This window comes from Paenibacillus bovis (assembly GCF_001421015.2).
Taxonomy (GTDB): Bacteria; Bacillota; Bacilli; order Paenibacillales; family Paenibacillaceae; genus Saccharibacillus; species Saccharibacillus bovis.
In genome coordinates this window covers 3,012,538-3,034,766 of the sequence record NZ_CP013023.1, presented here as the reverse complement: position 1 = coordinate 3,034,766, position 22,229 = coordinate 3,012,538, and the positions used below count along the sequence as shown (strand labels likewise).

General features: G+C 46.8%; 18 protein-coding genes, 1 pseudogene and 2 riboswitches. Of the genes and pseudogenes, 5 read left to right on the top strand and 14 right to left on the bottom strand.

Going from position 1 to position 22,229, the window contains the following annotated elements:
* Positions 1-54: 54 nt before the first annotated feature.
* From kdpB to AR543_RS13010, 5 genes are all read right to left on the bottom strand, one after another.
* Positions 55-2,082 carry a potassium-transporting ATPase subunit KdpB gene (kdpB, locus tag AR543_RS13030; RefSeq protein ID WP_060534930.1) on the bottom strand — a complete coding sequence of 676 codons (2,028 nt, stop codon included), beginning with the start codon at positions 2,080-2,082 and terminating at the stop codon, positions 55-57.
* Between the two features lie 139 nt (positions 2,083-2,221).
* Complete coding sequence (gene kdpA, locus AR543_RS13025; protein WP_082472223.1) at positions 2,222-3,892, bottom strand: potassium-transporting ATPase subunit KdpA; 1,671 nt, start codon at positions 3,890-3,892, stop codon at positions 2,222-2,224.
* A 19-nt stretch (positions 3,893-3,911) separates the two neighbouring features.
* Complete coding sequence (gene kdpF, locus AR543_RS25060; protein ID WP_064505584.1) at positions 3,912-3,992, bottom strand: K(+)-transporting ATPase subunit F; 81 nt, start codon at positions 3,990-3,992, stop codon at positions 3,912-3,914.
* Between the two features lie 411 nt (positions 3,993-4,403).
* Positions 4,404-4,586: riboswitch (cyclic di-AMP (ydaO/yuaA leader) on the bottom strand.
* 74 nt (positions 4,587-4,660) lie between these two features.
* A riboswitch (cyclic di-AMP (ydaO/yuaA leader) is annotated at positions 4,661-4,861 on the bottom strand.
* Positions 4,862-5,340: 479 nt separating this feature from the next.
* On the bottom strand, positions 5,341-6,885 hold the full coding sequence (locus AR543_RS13015; protein ID WP_060534929.1) for an SMI1/KNR4 family protein: 1,545 nt from the start codon (positions 6,883-6,885) through the stop codon (positions 5,341-5,343).
* A 95-nt stretch (positions 6,886-6,980) separates the two neighbouring features.
* Entirely contained in the window at positions 6,981-7,184 is a 204-nt protein-coding gene (locus AR543_RS13010) for a DUF4177 domain-containing protein (RefSeq protein WP_060534928.1), read from the bottom strand.
* 194 nt (positions 7,185-7,378) lie between these two features.
* On the opposite strand from AR543_RS13010, the gene AR543_RS13005 reads away from it, so the two are divergent.
* Positions 7,379-7,951: a histidine phosphatase family protein gene (locus AR543_RS13005; protein ID WP_060534927.1), complete on the top strand. Its 573-nt coding sequence runs from the start codon at positions 7,379-7,381 to the stop codon at positions 7,949-7,951.
* 131 nt (positions 7,952-8,082) lie between these two features.
* On the opposite strand, the gene AR543_RS13000 is transcribed toward AR543_RS13005, so the two are convergent.
* Positions 8,083-8,946: an MBL fold metallo-hydrolase gene (locus AR543_RS13000; protein ID WP_060534926.1), complete on the bottom strand. Its 864-nt coding sequence runs from the start codon at positions 8,944-8,946 to the stop codon at positions 8,083-8,085.
* A gap of 191 nt (positions 8,947-9,137) precedes the next feature.
* Entirely contained in the window at positions 9,138-9,995 is an 858-nt protein-coding gene (locus tag AR543_RS12995) for a helix-turn-helix transcriptional regulator (protein WP_060534925.1), read from the bottom strand.
* A gap of 131 nt (positions 9,996-10,126) precedes the next feature.
* Here AR543_RS12995 and fabF point away from each other — a divergent pair, with 131 nt between their 5' ends.
* A complete protein-coding gene (gene fabF, locus AR543_RS12990) occupies positions 10,127-11,365 on the top strand; it encodes a beta-ketoacyl-ACP synthase II (RefSeq protein WP_060534924.1) in 1,239 nt (412 codons plus the stop codon).
* A gap of 128 nt (positions 11,366-11,493) precedes the next feature.
* Here the strand turns inward: fabF and AR543_RS12985 are convergent, their stop codons facing one another.
* Entirely contained in the window at positions 11,494-11,979 is a 486-nt protein-coding gene (locus tag AR543_RS12985) for a P-loop NTPase family protein (protein WP_060534923.1), read from the bottom strand.
* Between the two features lie 712 nt (positions 11,980-12,691).
* On the opposite strand from AR543_RS12985, the gene AR543_RS12980 reads away from it, so the two are divergent.
* Positions 12,692-13,696 (top strand): RNA polymerase sigma factor, encoded by a 1,005-nt coding sequence (locus AR543_RS12980; protein ID WP_060534922.1) that lies wholly within the window; start codon positions 12,692-12,694, stop codon positions 13,694-13,696.
* A gap of 187 nt (positions 13,697-13,883) precedes the next feature.
* Here AR543_RS12980 and AR543_RS12975 read toward each other — a convergent pair.
* From AR543_RS12975 to AR543_RS12965, 3 genes and pseudogenes are all read right to left on the bottom strand, one after another.
* A pseudogene (locus tag AR543_RS12975) lies at positions 13,884-14,725 on the bottom strand (sugar ABC transporter permease).
* Positions 14,722-16,071 carry a carbohydrate ABC transporter permease gene (locus AR543_RS12970; RefSeq protein ID WP_174703741.1) on the bottom strand — a complete coding sequence of 450 codons (1,350 nt, stop codon included), beginning with the start codon at positions 16,069-16,071 and terminating at the stop codon, positions 14,722-14,724. Before AR543_RS12970 ends, AR543_RS12975 begins: the two are co-directional and overlap by 4 nt.
* A gap of 2 nt (positions 16,072-16,073) precedes the next feature.
* On the bottom strand, positions 16,074-17,363 hold the full coding sequence (locus AR543_RS12965) for a sugar ABC transporter substrate-binding protein (protein WP_060534921.1): 1,290 nt from the start codon (positions 17,361-17,363) through the stop codon (positions 16,074-16,076).
* A gap of 652 nt (positions 17,364-18,015) precedes the next feature.
* On the opposite strand from AR543_RS12965, the gene AR543_RS12960 reads away from it, so the two are divergent.
* Positions 18,016-19,053 carry a LacI family DNA-binding transcriptional regulator gene (locus tag AR543_RS12960; RefSeq protein ID WP_060534920.1) on the top strand — a complete coding sequence of 346 codons (1,038 nt, stop codon included), beginning with the start codon at positions 18,016-18,018 and terminating at the stop codon, positions 19,051-19,053.
* A 369-nt stretch (positions 19,054-19,422) separates the two neighbouring features.
* A complete protein-coding gene (locus AR543_RS12955) occupies positions 19,423-19,605 on the top strand; it encodes a hypothetical protein (RefSeq protein WP_060534919.1) in 183 nt (60 codons plus the stop codon).
* A 117-nt stretch (positions 19,606-19,722) separates the two neighbouring features.
* On the opposite strand, the gene AR543_RS12950 is transcribed toward AR543_RS12955, so the two are convergent.
* The 3 genes from AR543_RS12950 to AR543_RS12940 form a co-directional block, all read right to left on the bottom strand.
* Positions 19,723-20,466, bottom strand: coding sequence for a DUF7638 domain-containing protein (locus AR543_RS12950; RefSeq protein WP_060534918.1), 744 nt, complete (start codon positions 20,464-20,466; stop codon positions 19,723-19,725).
* Positions 20,467-20,760: 294 nt separating this feature from the next.
* The gene (locus tag AR543_RS12945; RefSeq protein WP_060534917.1) at positions 20,761-21,351 is read right to left on the bottom strand and encodes a PepSY domain-containing protein; all 591 of its coding nucleotides are present in this window, start codon (positions 21,349-21,351) and stop codon (positions 20,761-20,763) included.
* 129 nt (positions 21,352-21,480) lie between these two features.
* Entirely contained in the window at positions 21,481-22,227 is a 747-nt protein-coding gene (locus AR543_RS12940) for a PepSY domain-containing protein (protein WP_060534916.1), read from the bottom strand.
* Between the last annotated feature and the right edge of the window lie 2 nt (positions 22,228-22,229).

Here is a 22,229-nt window from a genome sequence, read left to right as displayed (position 1 = left end):
GGTTAATCTTGCTCATGTATATACGAAAGCGATATGAAAAAGCTCAGATCCATCCTAGACAAACCACTGGATCAGCAAATCAATAACCTTGATCCCGATAAAAGGTACGACTACACCGCCAAATCCATAAATAAACAAGTTACGCTGCAGCAGCCGGCTGGAACTCATCGGCTTGTAGGCGACCCCTTTCATCGCCAGCGGAATCAGAATCGGAATAATGACCGCATTGAAAATCAGTGCCGACAGAATCGCCGAAGTGGGTGAATGCAGATTCATTACATTTAGCAGCTGCATCTGCGGAATAGCCACCATGAACATAGCCGGAATAATCGCAAAATATTTGGCAATATCATTGGCAATACTGAATGTGGTCAGACTGCCGCGTGTCATAAGCAGCTGTTTTCCGATCGCTACTACTTCGATAATTTTGGAAGGATCAGAGTCCAGATCGATCATATTGGCAGCTTCCTTGGCTGCTACCGTACCGCTGTTCATTGCAATCCCTACATCGGCCTGCGCCAATGCCGGAGCATCATTTGTACCGTCTCCGGTCATAGCGACCAGCTTGCCTTCTGCCTGTTCACGGCGAATCACAGCAATTTTGTCCTCAGGGGTACTTTCGGCGATATAATCATCGACCCCTGCTTCCCGTGCTATCGTTGCAGCAGTCAGCGGATTATCACCGGTACACATAATCGTCTTGATACCCATGCTGCGCATCTGTTCAAAACGTTCTTTCATGCCTGCTTTGACCGTATCCTTGAGATAGATCAATCCATAGATCGTATGATCCACCGCTACTGCCAATGGTGTACCTCCTGCCGAAGCGATAGCATCGCTATTAGCCTGCAGGGAAGGAGGAATCGTTCCTCCTTGCTCGGTTACCCAGTTTTTGACTGCATCAACAGCTCCCTTACGCACTTTGCGGCCATCCGGCAGATTCAGACCGCTCATGCGCGTCTCTGCCCGGAACTCGATAATTTCCGCACCCATCCCCAATTCCTGATCGTAAGTCCAGGCCTGCTTTTTCATAAGTTCCAGTACGGATCGTCCCTCTGGTGTCTCATCGTAGGTTGAGCTGATCGCTGCCCAGTATCCTACCTCCTGTGCAGTATGTTCATCTGTCGGTACAAATTCGCTCGCCATCCGGTTACCGTAGGTGATCGTACCTGTTTTGTCCAGAATAATCGTGTTGATATCACCGGAAGCTTCGACAGCTTTCCCTGACATAGCCAGTACATTAAATCGTGTAACCCTGTCCATACCGGCAATCCCGATAGCAGACAGCAGACCACCGATTGTTGTTGGGATCAGACAAACCAGCAGAGCAATCAGCACCGGAACCGCCAGATCAATCTCCAGATAATTGGCCATAAAAGGCAAAGTGACAACTACCATCAAAAAGATAATAGTTAGGCTTATCAATACTGTGTTTAACGCAATTTCATTAGGTGTCTTCTGGCGCTCGGCACCCTCGACCAGACTGATCATCCGATCCATAAAGGATTCGCCGGGGTCACTTGTAATACGTATCATAATCTCGTCACTGATGACCATTGTCCCTCCGGTCACCGAGCTGAAGTCTCCCCCTGCTTCCTTGATGACTGGAGCCGATTCACCGGTAATAGCAGATTCGTCTACTGATGCCAGTCCCTTAATAACTTCACCGTCTCCAGGAATCATCTCTCCCTGGGATACTCGTACAATATCGCCTTTGCGCAGATCGGTAGAAGGCACTTCCATTACTTTGTCGCCATCGACCCGATGAGCCATAATTTCCTTTTTGGTCTTTTTGAGAGAATCTGCCTGGGCTTTGCCCCGTCCTTCTGCCAGTGCTTCGGCAAAGTTGGCAAACAGTATGGTGAACAGTAAAATAACAGCTACTGCTATATTGAAGCCGGTCGATACCGATTCTCCAAACGCATTGGGAACAAAAATCAGTAAAATACTGATGATCAGACCTACTTCAACTACAAACATGACCGGATTTTTCATCATTAATCTGGGATTTAACTTTATGACCGATTGCTGTAAAGCTTTACTAATCAGTTCCCGGTTCATCACGGAAGCTTGATTTTTCATTGCTGATTCCTCCACTTGAAATGTCTCTATTTTCGCGATGCTTTATTTTATTAGCGCAGATAAACTGCTGTCCTATAATGAAGAATTGCGGCCAAGTGATCACGTCGGTTATTCTCCTGGCTGCAGCCTCTCCATCTTTTTACAAAGTTAGCTGTTCCGCAATCGGTCCCAGTACCAGTGCCGGGAAAAAGGTTAATGCACCTACGATAACTACAGCCACGACAAATACCAGACCAAACAGCGGCTGATCGGTACGCAATGTTCCGCTCGTCTCGGGTACAGGCTTTTTCATCAGCAGCGATCCGGCTACTGCCAGCAAAGTTACCATTGAAAAATAGCGTGCAATAAACATAACGGCACCTGTCGATACATTCCAGAATATCGTATTATCGCCCAATCCTTCAAAGCCCGAACCATTGTTGGCTGCCGAGGAAGTAAATTCGTACAGCACCTGGGTCAACCCATGATAGCCCGGATTCGAAATGGTATCCGGATACGCCATGAGTGCAATAGCGGTTGGTGCCAGAATCAGCAGCGGCTGGATCAGCAGCGTCACTGCAATCAGCTTCATCTCTCTGCCTTCAATTTTGCGCCCCAGGAACTCCGGTGTTCGTCCAACCATCAGTCCGGACAGGAAGACCGCGATAATGGCGTACATCAGTACATTGAGCACACCGACTCCTGAACCGCCAAAGACGGTATTTAGCATCATATTGCCTATAGCGACCATGCCTGCGATTGGTGTCAATGTATCATGCATTGTATTGACAGCACCTGTCTCCGATGCGGTCGTTACAACCGAATAGAAAGAAGATTGCTCCACACCAATCCGTACTTCCTTGCCTTCCATCGATCCGGTGCCCTGCTGGATACCTGCCTGTTGAATCAACGGGTTACCCTGGTGCTCACTGACCAGCGAGACGCTCAACATAACAATGAACATCATCATCATGGATACGAACAATACACGGCCCTGTTTGTTGTTGCCAACCATTTTGCCATATGTAAATGGCAGTGATACCGGCACCAGCATCATCAGAATAATTTGCAGCATATTACTGATGCCGCCCGGGTTTTCAAACGGATGTGCGGAGTTGGCTCCCATAAAGCCCCCACCATTGTTACCAAGCTCCTTGATTGCCAGGAAAGTCCCCATTGGTCCTGTAGCAATCTGCTGCTGTGCTCCTTCCAGTGTCTGTGCTGTCACTCCGGTCTGGAACGTCTGTGGTACGCCAAGACCGATCAAGATTATGGCTGCGACACATGCCAGCGGGAGCAGAATACGAGTCAATGCCCGTGTCAGATCGACGAAGAAATTCCCCAGTGGCTTGCCTGCCAGTCCACGAATAAAGGCAATCGCTACGGCAATACCTGTAGCTGGTGAGACAAACATCATAAACACGATAGCTGTCATCTGCGAGAATAACGATAATCCGCTTTCCCCGCTATAATGCTGAAGGTTCGTATTGGTCATAAAACTCACAGCTGTGTTGAAAGCTAGATCCGGGCTCATCGCTCCGATACCTGCCGGATTCAGCGGCAGCTTGTCCTGTACACGGAAAATCAGATAAACCACCAGCAATAACACCGTGTTGCTAATCAATACGGCCGCTGCATACTGCTTCCATGTCTGATTCTCCTGACGGATACCACCAATACGGTAAATTCCTTTTTCCAGCGGACCGAACCAGCGATCCAGTCGTCCAGGCGTATAATCAAATGCCCGTGCAATATAGCCGCCCATCGGACGAGCCAATAAAATAACAATAATCAGGGTTACTACAATGCCGATATATGGAAGAATACTCACAACGCTCTCTCCTGCCTATTTAAAATTTTTCCGGATAAATCAAGGCATAACACAGATACACCAGCAAACCAGCAATAATGATCCATAATAACCAGGTCACTTGTCATTCCCTCTTTCTCCAATGACTCGGGATGACCATTCTGCCAGTCCTCCAAGTGCGAATGCGATGAGTATTACCAATACAATCATCATAATGTCCAGCATAGTTTCGTTGCTCCTTCATAATAAGTTCGGATCCCTATCCACGGCCTGCAGCAGGCATCATTTGTCTGTAACGTTTATTTTCTTCGCCTGCCAGCCGTTTATTACGCTATAAATATAATATTACCAACACGTTGTTATGCGTATTATAAATAGTTGATCCTGTACTAACAGCCAAAATTGGCGCAAAAAAAGAAGCCTGGAGAAAAGCAGAACTTTTCTCCAGGCTTCCTGACAGCTGCCCGTCCTGTCGGTGCATCCAATTCATGCAGCACCAAACAAGCTTCGCAATCTGTTATAAGCCGGATATAAGTTCTCCCTGATACGCTGACGAGGTTAGCTGTCGGGTTCGGGCTGGAAGATTGCCCGTTCCGGAAGGTTCCGGAATTCACCCCGTGTCATAGGCAGTATGAACTGTACTCAGTTCGCAGATTACTATGACGTTTGGTTCCCCCGCTTTCCATGTTCAATGGAAACTAAGCGTTGTGACGTTTTCCTGTATGCTGCTCGGAGCATAATAAAACACAGAGTTTCTATACCCTGTGTCATGAATGGCACAAGTCCTACACTCCCTCTCCATCTGCGCTTACGAGGTTAGCTGTCGGATTCGGGCGGTGAGAGTCGCCCTACCTTCAGACCGATACCATGGTGATCGGCCAAAAGGATTCACCCCTTGCGGTACATATGGTGGCTCTCACACCGCCAGTACTCCCGCTTGATTGGTTCCCCCGTTTTCCGGTTATCCCGGAAACTCAGCAATTACAGAATATAAAACCCAATTATAATGACTGCCATTTACAGCAGCCGCCGATCCCAGATTGGTTGTCCAAATCTGTGAATCTCTAAATCCTGAAATGTATATTACGCCTGTCCTTGCTAACTGTAAAGGTGAAAGAAAAGGCAAAATGAACCTTGATGGTTCACAGATGTTCCTGTACAACAATTATTAATTTTTTATCTATCCGAACCTCTATTTTGCTCCGTTTTACTTTCATTTGCTTGAATTCGACTTTATTTTCATTCTTGTTAACATGGATTTTTGCAAAATAATGAAAATGAATATGTCATTCTTTTCATGAGTGTCACGTTCTGCTCTCCTTCTCGAAATCATAGCTTGTATATATCACAAAAAGCCGAAGCATCTACAATGCTCCGGCAACTGTTGCTTATAGCCTGATGTCCACTAAATAAGCAGGCTGAATAGAGATCCGCACAAAATGGCCTGCCCTGCAATCCAATCTGTAAGATCAGCGGGTATGACGTATCCATATATCCTGCTGCTCATCGGTCATTTCTCCGATCATTTGCGAGAAATTCACGTATTGAGCAAAAGCATCCTTGAGTAATTCAAATTGGGCAAATGTTCCGGTGAACTTTTCCAGTGTCACCGAGCCGCCTATCGATTCCAGATTACCGATACTGCAGCCTTCCATTAGCTTGAGCTCTTTGAGTGCTGGCAGATCGGCCAGAGCGGAAATATCCTCGATCTGGGAATCATACAGAGTAAGACACTCCAATTGACTGTAACTGCTCAGATAGTGGATATGTGGCTTGTGCAGCGCGCCGATATACAGCTTGCGCAGCGGTAGCATACGCCCCAGCTGCTCCCAGTCTTCTTCCTCCCATTCATCAGCTCCGAGAATAGTCAGTTCGCATAGCTTCGGCAGGCTGGCGATAAATGCAGCTGCCTGACGGGTCGGTGCCGAGATTGCCAGCTTGTGCAGCGTCGTCAATTGAGCAAGTGAGGAATAATCCTGCACGGCTGTACCACGGCAATCCAGCTCAGATAGACGTGACAGATTGGTCAGCGGCTTCAGGTCTTGCACCTGGGTGTCCTCAATATTCAAAATCTGCAGATAAGGCAAATTCTGCAGCGGCGACAGATCACGTACCGGATTACGGAACAGATGCAGCTTTTTCAGTTCTCGGCAGTGGGCTAGCGGCGTAATATCCTCGATCTCATTACGGTTCAGCAGCAGCTCACGCACCTGGGTGCAGCGAGACAGCGGACGAATATCACTCAACTGCGCATCAGGCAAATAAATCTGATGGGCTGAAACAAACGACGCTGCATCTCCATAACCTTCTGTTATCAGATTGCGCCAGATTGGGTCCAGACTCGCAAACCAGGTATCCAGCTGTTCGCTCTCCTGCCCTTCGGACTGCTGCATAATGTGACCCATGGCATACATCTGTGCATCCCTGAGCAGACGGGATTGTTCATTCCGTCCATACATCCAGTATCCCATGCCCTCTTCTTCCACAACCGTATAATTCCCTTCACGCACCGTATCCCGCATGAAATGGATAAACTCGCCGAGACTTGGCGCAATCACATGCTTCATTTCCTCATCCCGGCCAAAGTTGATAATTTGCCCTGCTATGCCTTTTTCAGCCGGGTCCAGATCGATCCCGAGATGATTGCCTCCGCCATCGTGACAGAAAGGCAGCCAGCCTTTGTTGATATACTGCTCTTTGATCCAGCCCGATGGAATCGAATAATGATCGCCAAGCTCCTGATACTCCGGCTGCAGATCCGACCAGATTTTCCATTCGCTCACCATATCATCCAGACTCAAAAACTGAAGTCCAAAGAAAAGGCCGGGACCGTTGCGGGATTCCCCGTTGTGAATATGATAGAGCTGCTTTAATTCATCCGGAAATGTCACTCCTATTGCCTGTTCTGCCTGAGCAATCTCCACATCTCCGGCAGGTGGCAGCAGAAAGTCTTCCAGACTGTTCAGTTCCGGTCTCAAAATGGACTTGATTTCCTCGATCCATGTTCCTATCATATGCAAGCCTCCTTCTTCCTAACTTAAACCAATCTCTCCGTTTTCTATCCATGGCGATATGTAGACTGCCGGTATCGCTGACTATGTAATTCCGATTAATCCAGAAGAGCGCTGCGTTTGAAAATAAGAACGACTTCTCCGAGATCGCCCTGACTTGTGCTCGTATCAAAGGACGATACCAGCTCCCAACCGTCAAAGCCGAGATTATTCAACTCTTCCTGAAGAAGACGGTCATCGACCCGTCCATTTACAAAACCGGCTGCCGGTAATTTTAATGTTTTATATTCCCACTGACTCATGGTATGATCTTCCTTTCTCCAAAACAATTCGGCATTTGCCAAAAAGGGTATACAATGTATAGGAATAGCATGTATACCATAGTAACTGCCGATTATTAACTTTGTAGTCATGAATCGGAATCTTGACTTATTTGAACCGATCCAACAAGCTATATTGTAACATAATAACGATAAGGAGTTACACCAGACTCGTGATGAAGACTATAGGGCTTGTCCGCCATTTCAAAGTGAATAAGGAATTCCCCATTCGGCAGATGGTGACGGTTCGCGAGCTGGTCACCTGGCTGGAAGAGTATGATGTTGCCGACATCGAGGAAGGTCAGACGGATCTGCTGGGCCTGAATTGGGAGAAATGTTTTGCCAGTGATCTGCCCAGAGCGCTCAAAACAGCTCAGTATATTTACCCCGGAGAAATTATTATTATGCCCGAACTGCGAGAGATTACACCGCCTACCTTTCAGACCGAGCTGCGTTTTCCGTTTATTGGCTGGGCTGTGTTTGCCCGGATCGCTCCTCTACTGAGTCGGCGCTATAAACGCATGGTCGCCGAGACGGAAGCACGAATCGACCGTGCGCTGGATGTTATCCTGTCTTCGGATGCCGAGCATGTGCTGGTAGTCAGTCACTGGGCGCTGATGCTATATATGCGCAAGCAGCTGATCAAGCGTGGATTCACCGGACCGCGGATGCGAATGGTGGAGAATGGCAAACTGCATATTTTCCGGGATGCCGAAGCTCAGGCTGCTTTACGCCGGATGCCACGTTAATCGGATGCAATCTTATCCCTGAACAGTGAATCCGCTTGCTGTGCCTGCTCAAAATGTCTTATCGCTGCTACTCTACGAATACTCAAACACCCTGTACCGATTAACCGGACAGGGTGTTTTTCGTGAATCAATTAGATATGCGCTTCCATAGCCCGACCGCTGATAAACAGATCAATAGTCTCTTGCTCATATTCACTGAGCTCTCTGCCATATTGTTCTTGCAGCAGTCTGGCTGTGCTGTCCCGGTCATTCTCTGCATTCTGTACCAGCAGTGCTGTACGCTCCAGCAGTACCAGTTCCTGTTCGAATCGCTCGGCATCCCAGATCTCTGCGTGATGAGACAATACTACCGTATCGGCATCATACTTACGCAGCGACTGAATCAACTTCAGCGTAGTTGCTGGCGTATAGCAGTTGGGCGTTACATGAATATTCGGATATAATGCATCCCCGAGGAACAGTACTTTGTCTTCCTGGATATAGATAATCGAGGAATCGGCAGAATGATCTCCACCTACATGCTCGATAATACAATGCACACGTCCAAGATCCAGCTCCAGCTTGCGGTCAAAGGTAATATCCGGTGTGGGCAGCAGAATATCGCGTTCTTCGCCAAATTCCTTTTTGATAGCATCAGCGCAAAAAGCAATTTCGGTACCTTCCTCCACACGCCGGTCCAACTCTTCGTCTGTCCAAGACAGCTGCTGCATTTCCTTGATATGCTGCGTTGTCAGAGTCTGGGCAATAATGGTGGTATTCGCCTGATTCATGCCAAATACATGATCCCAATGCCAATGGGTCAGCACCAGCCAGCGGGGAGAAATATCGAGCTTCACCAACTGATCGATAAACAGCTGGATATGACTCGCGGAGTTCCCTGCATCGATCAACAAGGTTGAACGGGTACCTGTAACAGCCGCCAAAATAGGACGATCCGTTTCCTGGTAGGGAGTAAGATAATTAATATGGGAAGATAAATTCTGCATAATCTGCATAGACGGCAGCTCCTGTTCTGATTACATGCACCTGCACAATGGTAAGGCGCATCTTATGATAAATTCCATAGATGGATAGCGTATTCATGGGACAGTCCGGCTCTATATTGATCCAGACTATTTGGCATACGGACTATTTCTATATTTCCCTATTGTACTACATCTGATAGCTGTACCCAACGGCAGACAGATTACTGCATATCCGCTTCCCTGCTTCGTTCCATTAATGCCATCAGCTTCACCTCTGTCGCCGAATCCTGTACAGGCGTATAAATGCTGCAGCGCAGATCCCCACTTCCCTGTACGACCAGCGACGTCAATTCGAACAGCATCTTGCCTCCACGGGCATGACGGAATTCAATCACGACCTGCGGCGCCGAGCTGACTTTGCTGTGCTGCCATAATGAGCGAAAATCCGGATACAGACTCATCATTTCATTTAAAAACTGCTCATACCATTCATCCTCTACATACTGCCCATAGTAAGCACGGAAAATAGACAGAAAATCACCGGCAAAATCATCCCAGTTCACAGCGAGTCTGCGAAATTCCTTGCGGGCAAACAGCAGACTGATCATATTGCGCTGCGATTCGGGAATTTGCTCGAAATCCAGAAATACATGCTGTGCTGCCTCATTCCAGCCGACGATCTGGCAATGTCTGTCGGAGACGATAGTTGGGCAATATTTGAGCTGCTCCAGTATTTTGGTCAATGACGGGGAGATATGCGGCAGCTCTTCGGCAATAGGCGTTACACCATGCCCTTTATCGAGTGCCAGCGAGAACAGGTAACGCCGTTCATCCGAGTTCAATTGCAGGGCAGCAGCTACATTCTCCAGTACCGAAGCAGACACCTGGATATCTCTTCCCTGCTCCAACCAGGTGTACCAGGTAGTACTTACTCCCGCGAGCTGAGCTACCTCTTCCCGCCGCAGACCGGGTGTACGACGCCTTGTACCTGCGGTAAGTCCTACCGATGTAGGCAGAATTTTGGAACGCTGGGATTTAAGAAAAGCCGACAAGGCTAGTAAACGGGCCTGATGGTTCATAACTCCTCCTCGGTGAATACATTTGAATAAACCTGTTACTTATTATACTAGGATAAATGCTAACTTGTAATAGGATAATTTACATGCAAAAATACATATAGCAATCAATACAGCTACAAGGAGGAAGCCGTATGGAACGAGTAGTGATTACAGGGATGGGTATTGTTTCCCCCATCGGAAATAATGTAGATACGTTCTGGCAGCAATTGAGCAGTGGCCAATCAGGCATACGTTCTATTGATGCTTTTGATACCCAACGATATAAAAGTACTATTGCAGGTGTAGTGCAGGACTTTGATGCGGATGCTCTGTTCGGCCGCAAAGAAGCACGCCGGATGGATCGCTTTACCCAGTTTGCTATAGCGGCAGCGGATCAGGCGATACAGGATGCCGGTCTTGATATGAATCAGGTTAACCGGGAGCGTGTCGGTGTCTATGTCGGTTCAGGCATTGGTGGAATTCAATCGCTGTTGGATCAGCATCAGACTCTGCTGCAGCGCGGGCCGGAGCGAGTCAGTCCGACACTTGTACCTTCGATGATTGCCAATAGTGCTGCAGCCATGATCAGTATACGAATTGGTAGCTGGGGACCAACGCTCGCACCGGTTACAGCCTGTTCAATCGGCAATACCGCGATTGGAGAAGCGATGCGTATGATTCGCGCTGGAGATGCCGATGTGATTATTGCAGGGGGCACCGAATCGGCGACCAATGAAGTTTCTCTTGCCAGCTTTGGCAATGCAACAGCGGTATCCACCCGCAATGATGCACCGGAGGCTGCCAGTCGTCCTTTTGACCAAGACCGTGACGGATTTGTAATGTCCGAGGGGGCCGGTATTGTCGTGCTGGAATCTCTCAGTCATGCTTTGAGCCGCCAGGCTCCCATCTATGCAGAAGTAATCGGCTACGGCGCCAGCTCGGATGCCTATCATATGGTCGCTACCCACCCCGAAGGTCGAGGTGCACTGCTGGCGATGAAAACAGCACTGGCTAATGCGCGCATTACACCGGAGCAGGTAGATGTCATCAGTGCACATGCTACAAGTACTGTGATCGGTGATATCTCGGAGACATTGGCTATCCGGCAGCTATTTGGCGAACATGCCTACAAACTGCCTGTCACTGCAAATAAGTCAATCACCGGCCATATGCTCGGCGCAGCAGGCGGTGCAGAAGCAATCGCGCTTGTACAGACGCTGCGCCATGGCCTGATTCCGCCTACTATCAATCTGGAACATCCCGATCCTGCTTGTGACCTGGACTACGTGCCTCATACGGCACGCAAAGCCAATATGCAGATCGGTTTGTCGAACTCCTTTGGATTTGGTGGTCATAATGCTGTAATTGTACTGAAGCGATACGAGGAATAATCGAAGAATACAAAAAATCAGCCGGGGGCATTCACCCGGCTTTTTTCTGTCGATACATGTGAAAAAGCACCGGCAGATGCCGGAGCTGTGGTGATTGCTGGACAGGCAGAATATAGCTGCGCAAATATTCAGTCTACCTGACGGGTTACAATCAGTTTATGTTTGTAGGGTTCGGCGACCTTAAGAATAGCAGGCTTAGACTCATATTCAAACCGGTGATTCCAATATAACCGGTCAATCAGCCCTATTACATTCAAGCGATCCCGATCCGGGTCTGTGCCAATTTTCTGCCTTAGAAAACGCTGCAGCATTCTGCCATCCCGTACAAATGGATGAGGTGTCAGGAAAATGATCTGGTCTGCCAGCGCAAAGCTCGGAATAAGCCATTCCATCAAATTCCCTTCCACGATCCATTCATCCCTGCCGATAATATCCAGCAGCATACGCTGCCGTACAACCGGTGTGTTGCGACGTCTTTTTTTGCCTTCATTGTTCCAAAGGACGGATTCCAGCGAATAGTTGGGTATATCCAATCGCTCAGACAGCCTCGCAGCCAGCTCGGTTTTGCCGCTGCCGGGTGCTCCCACAATATGTATTCTTTTGGCCAACGACATAGTCACTACCTCCCCAAGATTACCCCGCGCCGGTGAATAATCGTTCAGCCAAAGGCTCTACGTACTATCTTCACCATTTTGTTGTTTCCTTTTTCCTATGGGCAGTAGATATCGTCTACCCTCTATTTCAATTATTAACCAGAAGTAAATGAACATGCACCAATACATCAGGCGTACCTATATTGCTGTTTCACATACATTTTTATAGCTGTTCCTGTGTTGCAGTTGCTCTTGTATAGGCAGTCAATTTTTGAAATCAGCTTTCAAACAGATCTGGAAATCGATGTTATAATAGTAACAGAATTTCCACAGGGAGGGAAAAAACCATAAAAAAGATGATAACCAAATCAGCTGGAAGCTTTTTCGTTATTGGTTAAAGATCCCGCGTATCCTGCGCATAAGTATTATACCGTTGGTATTGCTAATCATCGCCGTCCTCGGCTGGATCCACATTTTCCGGTATGGCTGGTAGAAGAGCGTATCCTTTGACCGGTTTTATTCGTTTACATCATATCAGCAGAAGCACTGGAATAGATAGAGAGGTACGGTACGCCTATGTGATCTTTGGAAACAACGGTACGGATTACGCAAAATGTATCTGTCTATTGTACTGCATGATCTGCTGAACACGACGTTATGCATCCTTTCCAGTACCGGATTACTGGATAATTTCGTTTTATTTTACTTGGAACAAACAAAGGAGGGCCCCATTATGGCCTTTGTACACTCCACTGCTCCTGCGGCAGCAAGTCATTCACAGCATTCCTGTTATTCGGATACTACTTCAGGCAATACATATTCTGATTCGGAATCCGCCAGCATTTCCATACAGCCTGTCCACAGCAGCACCTCATGGAATATGTCTTCGGCTTATTCTGATACAAATGGCAAAATAGAAGCATCTGTCCTGCCTAATCCCCGCTCTGACATACCTTATGCTGGTATGGATGATACGATCACTTCTTTTTCCGATCAGCAGGAACTACAATCACTGATGCACAGTCTGTACAAATACTGTCTGCATCTTACCCGTTCTGCCTGGGATGCAGAAGATCTGGTACAGGAGACCTGTCTGAAAACGATCTCACTGCTCACAGAATCAACAGCGATACAGCACATAAACCGGGAAGCCTATATGCTGCGTACCGCACGCAATCTATGGATCGATATTTTACGACGACGTACGACCTGGCAACACAAGCAGATTTTGCTGCAAAATTCTGCAGATCAACTGGATTGCCATAGCGATGCAGGCTATCAGCGGCTGGAATCCGAGTGGGCCGCCGCCCTTCTGCTGCATCAGCTATCTCCGTGGCAGCATGCTGTTTTTGTACTCCGCGATTTGTTTGGGTACCCGGCAGCAGAGACTGCCCGTATACTGGATACCACCGAAGGTGCGGTCAAGGCCGCACTTCATCGTGCGCGTGCTGTTGTGCGATCTATGCGCGAGCAAATCGAATCAGACGATGATGTTGCTCTCCCGTTGCCTGATAAACAGGATCAGAAATTATTGCGCAGCTATCTGTCTGCTTTTCGTAATGGACAGGCCGAAGATATGGTGCGACTGCTCCTCGATCCTGCTGTAGATCCAATCTCGATTGCTCCGCAGATCATCCGGCAGGCTCGCTATACACTGCGGCAGACAAAATCTGTACAATCAATACCTTATAACAATAAGCTGAACGGCAGCAGAACATGTATGCTAGTGTCTGCCTGATTTTAGAAAATAATTAAAAACATACCGAGAAGAATACCAATCTCGATTTCTTTTTTACTATTTAAATCTGTACAAACAAAGAAGAGACCTGTACGTAACGGTCTCTTCTTTGTTTGCTGCATCCTATTATACTTTTATACGAAGCAGCATTATTTGGGCATATTCTTCTTATTTCGATGTTTTACGATTATCCTTTTGTTGCACCAGCTGTCAGTCCATGTACCAGGAAGCGCTGCAGGAACATGTACAGCAGTGTAATCGGCAGAGCGACCAGCACCGAACCAGCTGCAAACAGTGTAAATTCCGTACTGGAATAACTGCTCACCAGTTCGTACAGTCCTACCGCCAGTGTCCAGTTTTCACGGGAGCGCAGGATCAGCCGGGCGAAAATAAAATCAACCCAAGCAGCGGTAAAAGTCGTTATGGCGATGTACGTCATAATCGGTGTCGACAGTGGCAAAATAATCAGCCGGAAAATCTGTGAATGACTCGCACCATCGAGCAGAGCTGATTCTTCAAGCGCCCGTGGAATCGTATCAAAGAAACCTTTGGCTACGAACATCCCCAGTGCAGCGCCAGATGTATACACCAGTATAAGCGCCCATGGCGAGTTCAGCAGATTCATCTGCAGCAGAATTACATAGACAGCGATCATACTCATGAACCCCGGAAACACCCCAGAATCAGAATGATCGACATCATGGTCTGTCTGCCTTTGAACCGGAAACGGGACATCGCATAAGCTGTCAGAACCTGCAGTAGTGTACCCAGCACCATACTGGTTACAGCGATTTTGAGCGTGTTCCAATACCATTTTAGATAAGGCAGATCTTTGTCCGATTGTGAACGGAACAGATCCATATAATGCTCAAGTGTCAGTTGGGTCGGAATCAGCGTCTCGCTGTACAGGGAGTCACCGACTTTGAACGAAGACAGAATAATCCACAGCGCGGGATAGATACAGACCAGCGCGATCAGCACGAGCAGTACATAGCTAAGCGCCAGATTGAGGCGTCTTTTTTGCTTCATTGGATCATATCCTCCTCTTTGAAGGAACGGCTTCGGCGGTAATTGTACAGCGAGAATGCCGCAATAATGATGAAAATAATAATTCCGATCGCCGAGGCAAAGTTATAACGCTGATTATCCAGTGTCAGCTTGTACAGCCAGGTGACGAGCAGATCGGTACTGCCTGCATACGCATAGTCTCCATTAGCTGGAAGACCATTCGTGAGCAGGAAGATCACGTTAAAGTTATTGATATTCCCGGCAAACTGCATAATCAGAATCGGTGCAGTCTGGAACAGGACAAACGGCATCGTGATATTGCGGAACTTCTGGAATCCGGTCGCTCCATCTACTTCTGCTGCTTCATACAGATCACGCGGAATGGCGGTCAGTACGCCCAGTACCAGAATCATCGATACCGGAATACCAATCCACATATTGACCAGAATAACGGTTACTTTGGCCCAGAACGGATCATTTAGCCAAGGTACCCCGCCAAACCCCATCATACGCAAATACTGGTTTACCGGTCCAAACTGGTAATTCAGCAGATTACGCATAACGAGCAGCGAGATAAACTGCGGAATTGCATAAGGCAGAATAAACAGCGTACGCCAGAATCCTTTGAATTTGATACCGCGCTGTTCTATTAGCAGCGCTACCAGAATCCCGCCAAAATAAGTCGTTACCGTCGCTACAACGGCCCAGATAATCGTCCATGTAAATACTCCTACAAAGGTATGACTCCAGGCTTCCAGCGTAACCAGATTGGTAAAGGTACGCAGCCCTACCCAATCCACCAGACTTTTCGGCGGGATATGATCCGGTGCCGAATAGTTGGTAAATGCCATTAACACCATAAAGATAATCGGCAAAATCGTAAATACGAGCACACCAATTGCAGGCAGCGTCAGCAGTACATACGGAAATCCCTGATTACCAAGCAAACGCCAGGTTTCACGGAAACTATTCACTTTTTCCCTGCGTTCACGGCGCTTGCCAATACGATAAGCATCCTTGATATTGGCAATATAAAAACATACCAGCAGTCCGATATACAGCAATGCTACCAGACCATAGATCATCATGAAAATGGAATGATCTCCAGGTACATTGCGGTACAAACGACCGATTTTCTCCATATGGGCAGGCTGTTCACCCAGTGTGACCAGCCCCCACAGATTATATGCCAGACTGGTAACAATCAGATACAGACTGACCAGCTCGGCAACTAAAAAGATAATGCCTTTTGTCCATTGACGGTTGTACATCTGACCCAGACCCATGAATATAGCGGACAGCAGAGCCGCTATGCCGGCATTCCCCATACCTGCAGCTCGATTATGATCGGCGATAGCTTTATTCATTCTTATTGTCCTGTCTGGATATTACTCTTCATTTGCTTAACCATATTATCCAGAGCTGCTTTTGGATCTTTGTTGTCATTCCAGATCGAAGACATCGCTGCTTCCATCGGTGACCAGAATTGTGCTGTAGCAGGGATTGATGGCATTGGTACAGAATTCTCGAACTGCTTCAGGAATACGGATGCGATCGGATCGCTCTGTACCGTTTCGCTCGCAGCAGCCTTGGTATTGGCTGGAAGCGCACCGTTCATCTCAAAGTTCTTGACCTGCCACTCTTCCGAAGTGATAAAGTCCGCGAACATTTTGGATGCATTTGGATATTTGGTATATGCATTAACAAAGTAAGCTTTGACACCAGAGAATGGCGTCATTGGCTTGCCATTAGGCAGGTTCGGATACATACCTACACCCAGGTTTTTCACCGATTCCTTGAGTGAGCCGGTATCCCATGGTCCGCTGATATTCATAGCCAGTTTGTTTGAGGTAAACAGGGATTTCTTGATATCCGCATTGATATCGGATGTTTTGAGCGGCAGGATTTTGTTGAGGCTCTGGATAAACTTGGCACCTTCTACCGCTTGCTCATTGTTCATACCGATATCGGTTGCATCCGTACCTTCTTTACCAAACAGGTAAGCTCCATATCCACCCAGGAACGGGAATACATAATAGCCATTGCCGACTTCCCACATAATCGCGAACTTGTTGGCTTTGGTATCATTGAATGTATTGGCAAAGTCCACTACGCCTTTCCAGTCCTGCGGTACTTCCTTGATCAGATCCTTATTATAAAAAACAGCTGTTGTCTCTACCGATTTGGGATATCCGTACAGAATATTCTCATAGGTAAGCGCCTTCACAGCCAGCTCACTGTTACGACCACGTGTATCTTCCTCGAACCAGTCGTTAGGCATCAGTACGCCTGCAGATACACCCTGACCGATCTGGTCGTGTACACCTGCGAACACGTCGGCACCTACACCTGCCGGACCATCGGTCACCATTTGCACCATCGATTTATCCGGTCCCAACTCGGCAAAAGTAACATCCACATTATATTTTTCCTTGAATGCTTTGGCTGCTTCTTCGATAAATGCTTTTTGATCGCCACTATCCCATACCGTCAGCTTGGCACCATCTTCCGGTTTCATCTCCTGCATTTCTTCTCCAGCACCAGCGGCAGGATCGGCTGTTTGCCCTGCTCCTGTACCACTTGGTCCTCCACACGCCGATACCAGCAGCATCATGATCAGAATAGAGCTCAATATTCCCCAGTTCCGTTTACGTGACATATCTTCTTCATCCTTCCGCTCCGTATTAGCTTGTGAGCGCTTTCCATGCACGGTTCATAAGAGGATTATGCAAATGATAATACGGTTCCCTCCCTGCTTGTCTATGTGCAGTTCAGGAAAGTGCCTGCCGGTGTGCATAATAATACTATGTATGTGCAAACGTTTGTTCAAGTTACAGCGTTTCTCCTCTTATTTAGCTGTACCTATGTACTGCAATCTGTAATTTACTACATATTGCTTTTAGAAAGCGCTTTATTAAGCAAATTCATCATAACTCAAATCTTTTATTAGTTAAAACGTTTGCACAGATGATTTTGGGCTATTTTCCGTCATTTATGGTACATTATATAGAGTATGCTTAATATTTCTTCTTCTCATGCATTTTATTGGAATTTTACAGCTGCTGCCTGATCTGTTAATTTTACAGTTTACATGATAGCGCGATTTCGATTACCATAGATACACATCGGTTAGACGAAATATACATCATGGATTCATGCTTGTTCGCTCCTGTATTTCCGCCTGGCGGATTCATTACCCTGAACGGCATCCTTTTGTACTTGCCGCTGCATAACAGGGATTCTGCTTGTTGTTTTGCTTTGTTGGACAGAATGATTCTGTCTGATCATACATTTTAATCCTGGAGGTACATATGTCAGTTACGATCAAAGATGTCGCCAAAAAGGCGGGCGTATCTCCTTCTACCGTTTCGCGTGTATTATCCAATCATCCGCGAATCAGTCACGCCACTTCCGAAAAAGTAAAAGCCATTATGCTGGAAATGGGCTATCATCCCAATATTATGGCCAAGAGCCTCGTATCCAAAACGACTCACAGTCTGGGCGTGATTCTGCCCAAGCCTGCGGAAGAATTATTTCTGAATACCTTTTTTATGGAGCTAATTCGCGGTATTGTCGCTCAGGCCAATCGCAGTGGCTACGATGTGGTCCTCAGCTCCGGTTCCAGTGAGCAGGAAGAGGTCGAGGCGGTATCGCGTCTCGTATACGGTGGACGGATCGATGGAGCTATCCTGCTCTATTCCCGTAAAAATGATCCGGTTGTCGATTTTCTCAGCCGAAATCATTTTCCTGCTGTTCTCGTCGGACGCAGTGAGCAGCATAAAAATATTATTTCTGTAGATACGGATAATGTGCAGGCTGCTGCCGATGCAACGCGTCATCTCATCCAGATGGGCCATCAGCGTATCGGTTTTGTGAGTGGTCCTCCCGAACTCGTCGTCTCGCTTGACCGAATGGAAGGATTCAAGATGGCGCTCAATGAAGCCAATCTGGAGTTTCACAAAGACTGGATTGTCGAAGGCGAATTTTTGCAGGAGAGCGGCTACCGGGCGATGTCCTTTTTCATGAATCTGCCGGAGCGTCCTACCGCATTGGTCGTTGTCGATGATATCGTTAGCTTTGGTATCCTGCGTGGACTGCATGAGCTAGGATATAAGGTACCTGAGGATATCGCAATCGTGAGCTTTAATAATATCGCTCTCTCCGAGCTGTCGACTCCCCCGCTGAGCAGTGTGGATATCGGCATTTATCATCTGGGATATACCGCTTCCCAGGCATTGATTCAGGCGATTCAGGAAAAGGACCCTGACAAACTGGTGCATCAGCGTCATATTGTGCCGCATCGTCTGATTCTGCGTCAATCTTCAATGTTCGCTCCTTCGCGCAATTGATTCGGTCTCTTTATCTTCAGTGCCCTTTCTGTGCGTAAGGTAAGTCGACTGTATTAGTAAGCACACAACAAAGCCGTGTCGTTATGCTCTCCAACCTCTGGACAGCGTAATCGCCCGGCTTTTTGAATTGTACTTTACAGTCGATTATTGATTGTTGCTACAAGTACGCTTTGTATCCAAGCGTATGTATAAATTTCTGAATTTAATGTAATTTTAAGGTGAACATCACATTTTATTAAACAAAGGACGATACAATAGGTATACAGATCAGGCAAACACGTCCAGCCCACATCTGCCGCTTACCTTTTTATTATATTGTATTGAACTATCTGGTTAATGCTTTTACTCTATATTGAGGAGGGTTACATCATGAAAAAGGATACTGATCTATCCCTGTGGATGACCCAATTTCTATGCAGTTCCGATTCCATCAAAGAAGTACGTATGGAAGAAGCCGAGCAGGAACATAACCCGCTACTGCTGGAGAGCATCCGCTTTCACCTGGAACTGCGCAATCGTCACGATCTGCTAGAACATCATTCACTGAAATAATCGAATCTCGTCCTATTCCCTCATTTGCTTAGCAGATGGGGGTATTTGCTATATGAAGATTATGGTACAGCAGGATATCTGCACATAGGAATCACACCCATATACAGATCCAGCACCCTATTCTTTGCTGTCTTGTTTTTGATTAAGACGTCTATAAATAGCCTGGAGCTGGTCATATTTCTGCTCGATATTAACCGCATATCCATGACTTACTATATCTGCTTCTCCCAGATGATCAAATACAACTCGCAGCGGAGTATGAATTTCCGTAAAAAAGACGCCTTCCATAAACAGATCATGCAGTTCATGAATATGAAATATCTCCTCGAACACTGTACTTTCACACTTGATCCGTCCATCTTGATAGACCGTCAGATAAACAAGATAATTCTGCTGTTCCCGTCGCATAAAGATAAAGCTGCCATCTCCACGTACCGGTGTATAATCTTCCTCCGACGGTACATAAAAATCTTCCGGTTCAGCCAATGGAATAATCCGGCGCTGTTCCATTTTCATCTTTTCCTCCAGCGTCATTTTATAAATATTGGTCATGGAAGGATTCAGATCATGCAGGATATTAACGATACGCTCATAATAGCCATCCTGGTCATAATTCCATTTTCCTCCCAGTACACGGAAGCTTCCCAGATCAAACACTAGAATAGATTCGCGTTCCGGTACAGATGCCGTAAGCCAGCCCAGTTCGATCTTCTGGGATAATCCTTGCATATCGACCAATTCCCAGCAGTTGACCATACCATCTTCAAAAATATGCACATTGATATACATGTATTCTCCATTACTGATAAAACCGGGGATCGTAGTGCCTTCAATAGTTTTTTGTCTGCTAATTTTATGCATTTTTTTCTTCTCCTTTTGGTACGTCCTGCGAAAACGCCTTTTTTGATATTGCTTTATCTATCTATTAATTAATTTCTTACCTTCTTAATCATTTATTTTCACATAATGTGGATGAAGATTCAAATGGTGGAATTGATTATAGCCCGGCAGCCCTTCTAAATACAGAGGAGAAAGCAGCAAAAAGACCGGCCTGAAATGATAGTATTCTACCATTTTAGGCCGGTCTCTATTTATACAAGCAATTTTTGCTATAATAGCAGACAGTACTACTTCGTACTATACTCTGACTTCGTATTAATCGTTATCGTTGTCATCCTCATCATTATCAAAATCCTTGTCGACTGTAGTTACTTTGCCGGTAGCCGCATCAATCTCTACAGTAGCTTCGCCGCCCGTGATGCGCAGGTCAACCTCATACTGAATTCGTCCATCCTCTTCATCGCGCTCAATACCGGTAACGGTACCGCTCACCTGAACTTTGGCGATTTGTGCAGCCTGTTCGTTGGTTTTCACTTTCAGATTGGCATTATTCACATTTTGACGTTCACGGATGGTCGCTTCGTTGTCGTCATTATCATCGGTAACGGTACGAATAACACTGCCATTCAGTGCGTTAATATGCACGTCCACATCAGCTGCTTGCGGACGATCGACATCGACTTCATAATACAGCTGACCGCGCTCACGATCCAGTTCGATACTTTCCACTGTACCGCCTGGTACTTTTTGCAGAGCAATCGTTTCTGCTTTTTGTATACCGATGACATTATTTAGATTGTTCTGATTATTCGATGTGCCACCGCTTGTAGCAGCAAATACGCTGCCTGCTGTTCCCAGGGTAATGGCTGCAGTAAGTACGCTAATTCCAACTTTTTTGTTCATCATAAGTAACTCCTCCTCATATGGTGTGCTGTTTATCGGGTATGCTTATACTATAAAGTTCCCGAATGAGACGAAGATTACAGCAACATTAGAATTTGATGAGAAGCCCTTCTGATCAAATAGATACTCAAATTATGACTCCGGTTCGTCAGCATCATCCCAGGTAACCGACATGACTTCACCAGAAATAGCGTTGATCTGTACCGTAGCTTCGCGATCATCGGCTGTATCAATCTCTACCAGATAATAGCGCTGCCCCTGCTTGTCCCCATGTTCATAGTCGGTATCATCGACTGTTCCCTGTACCTGTCGCAGCGCGATTTGCTCGGCTTTTTCTGCGCTGATCACCCCTGATGGGGATACGTTTCCAGATTGGGAAGATTGATTACTTTGGGATGTATCGGCTGGATTGGGTTCATTGCCAGATGAATGATGGTCTGATGAAACCGCAGACGATGAAGTGGATGGATTTTGCTGCTGGTCAGAAGGCTCCGGATTCGGTGATGACGAAGACGGATTGTTGTGGTTATTGTTATTTTTATCGGTCGCAGCCGTGCCCGTTGAATGCTGGCTCGTGGAAGTATTGTTCGCTGACGATGCACTATCCACACGCTTAATAGACTGGATATCTCCATTTTGTGCCCCCAGCACCATATCATAGATACCCTGTTCCGACTGCAGCCGGATGCTGTACGTATTTCCCTGCTGGATTAAGCGAGTAATTTCTCCCGGATATTCTGCCAATACCCGTTGGTTGACTTCTTCCACCGTGAGTGCCGGCGATGTCTGCAGCCATGTTCTCCAGATCAGGACACCTACACACAATATAATAATACTTGCGGCTACTCCTCCTGTGAGCCACCAGCGACGTTTGATCATGT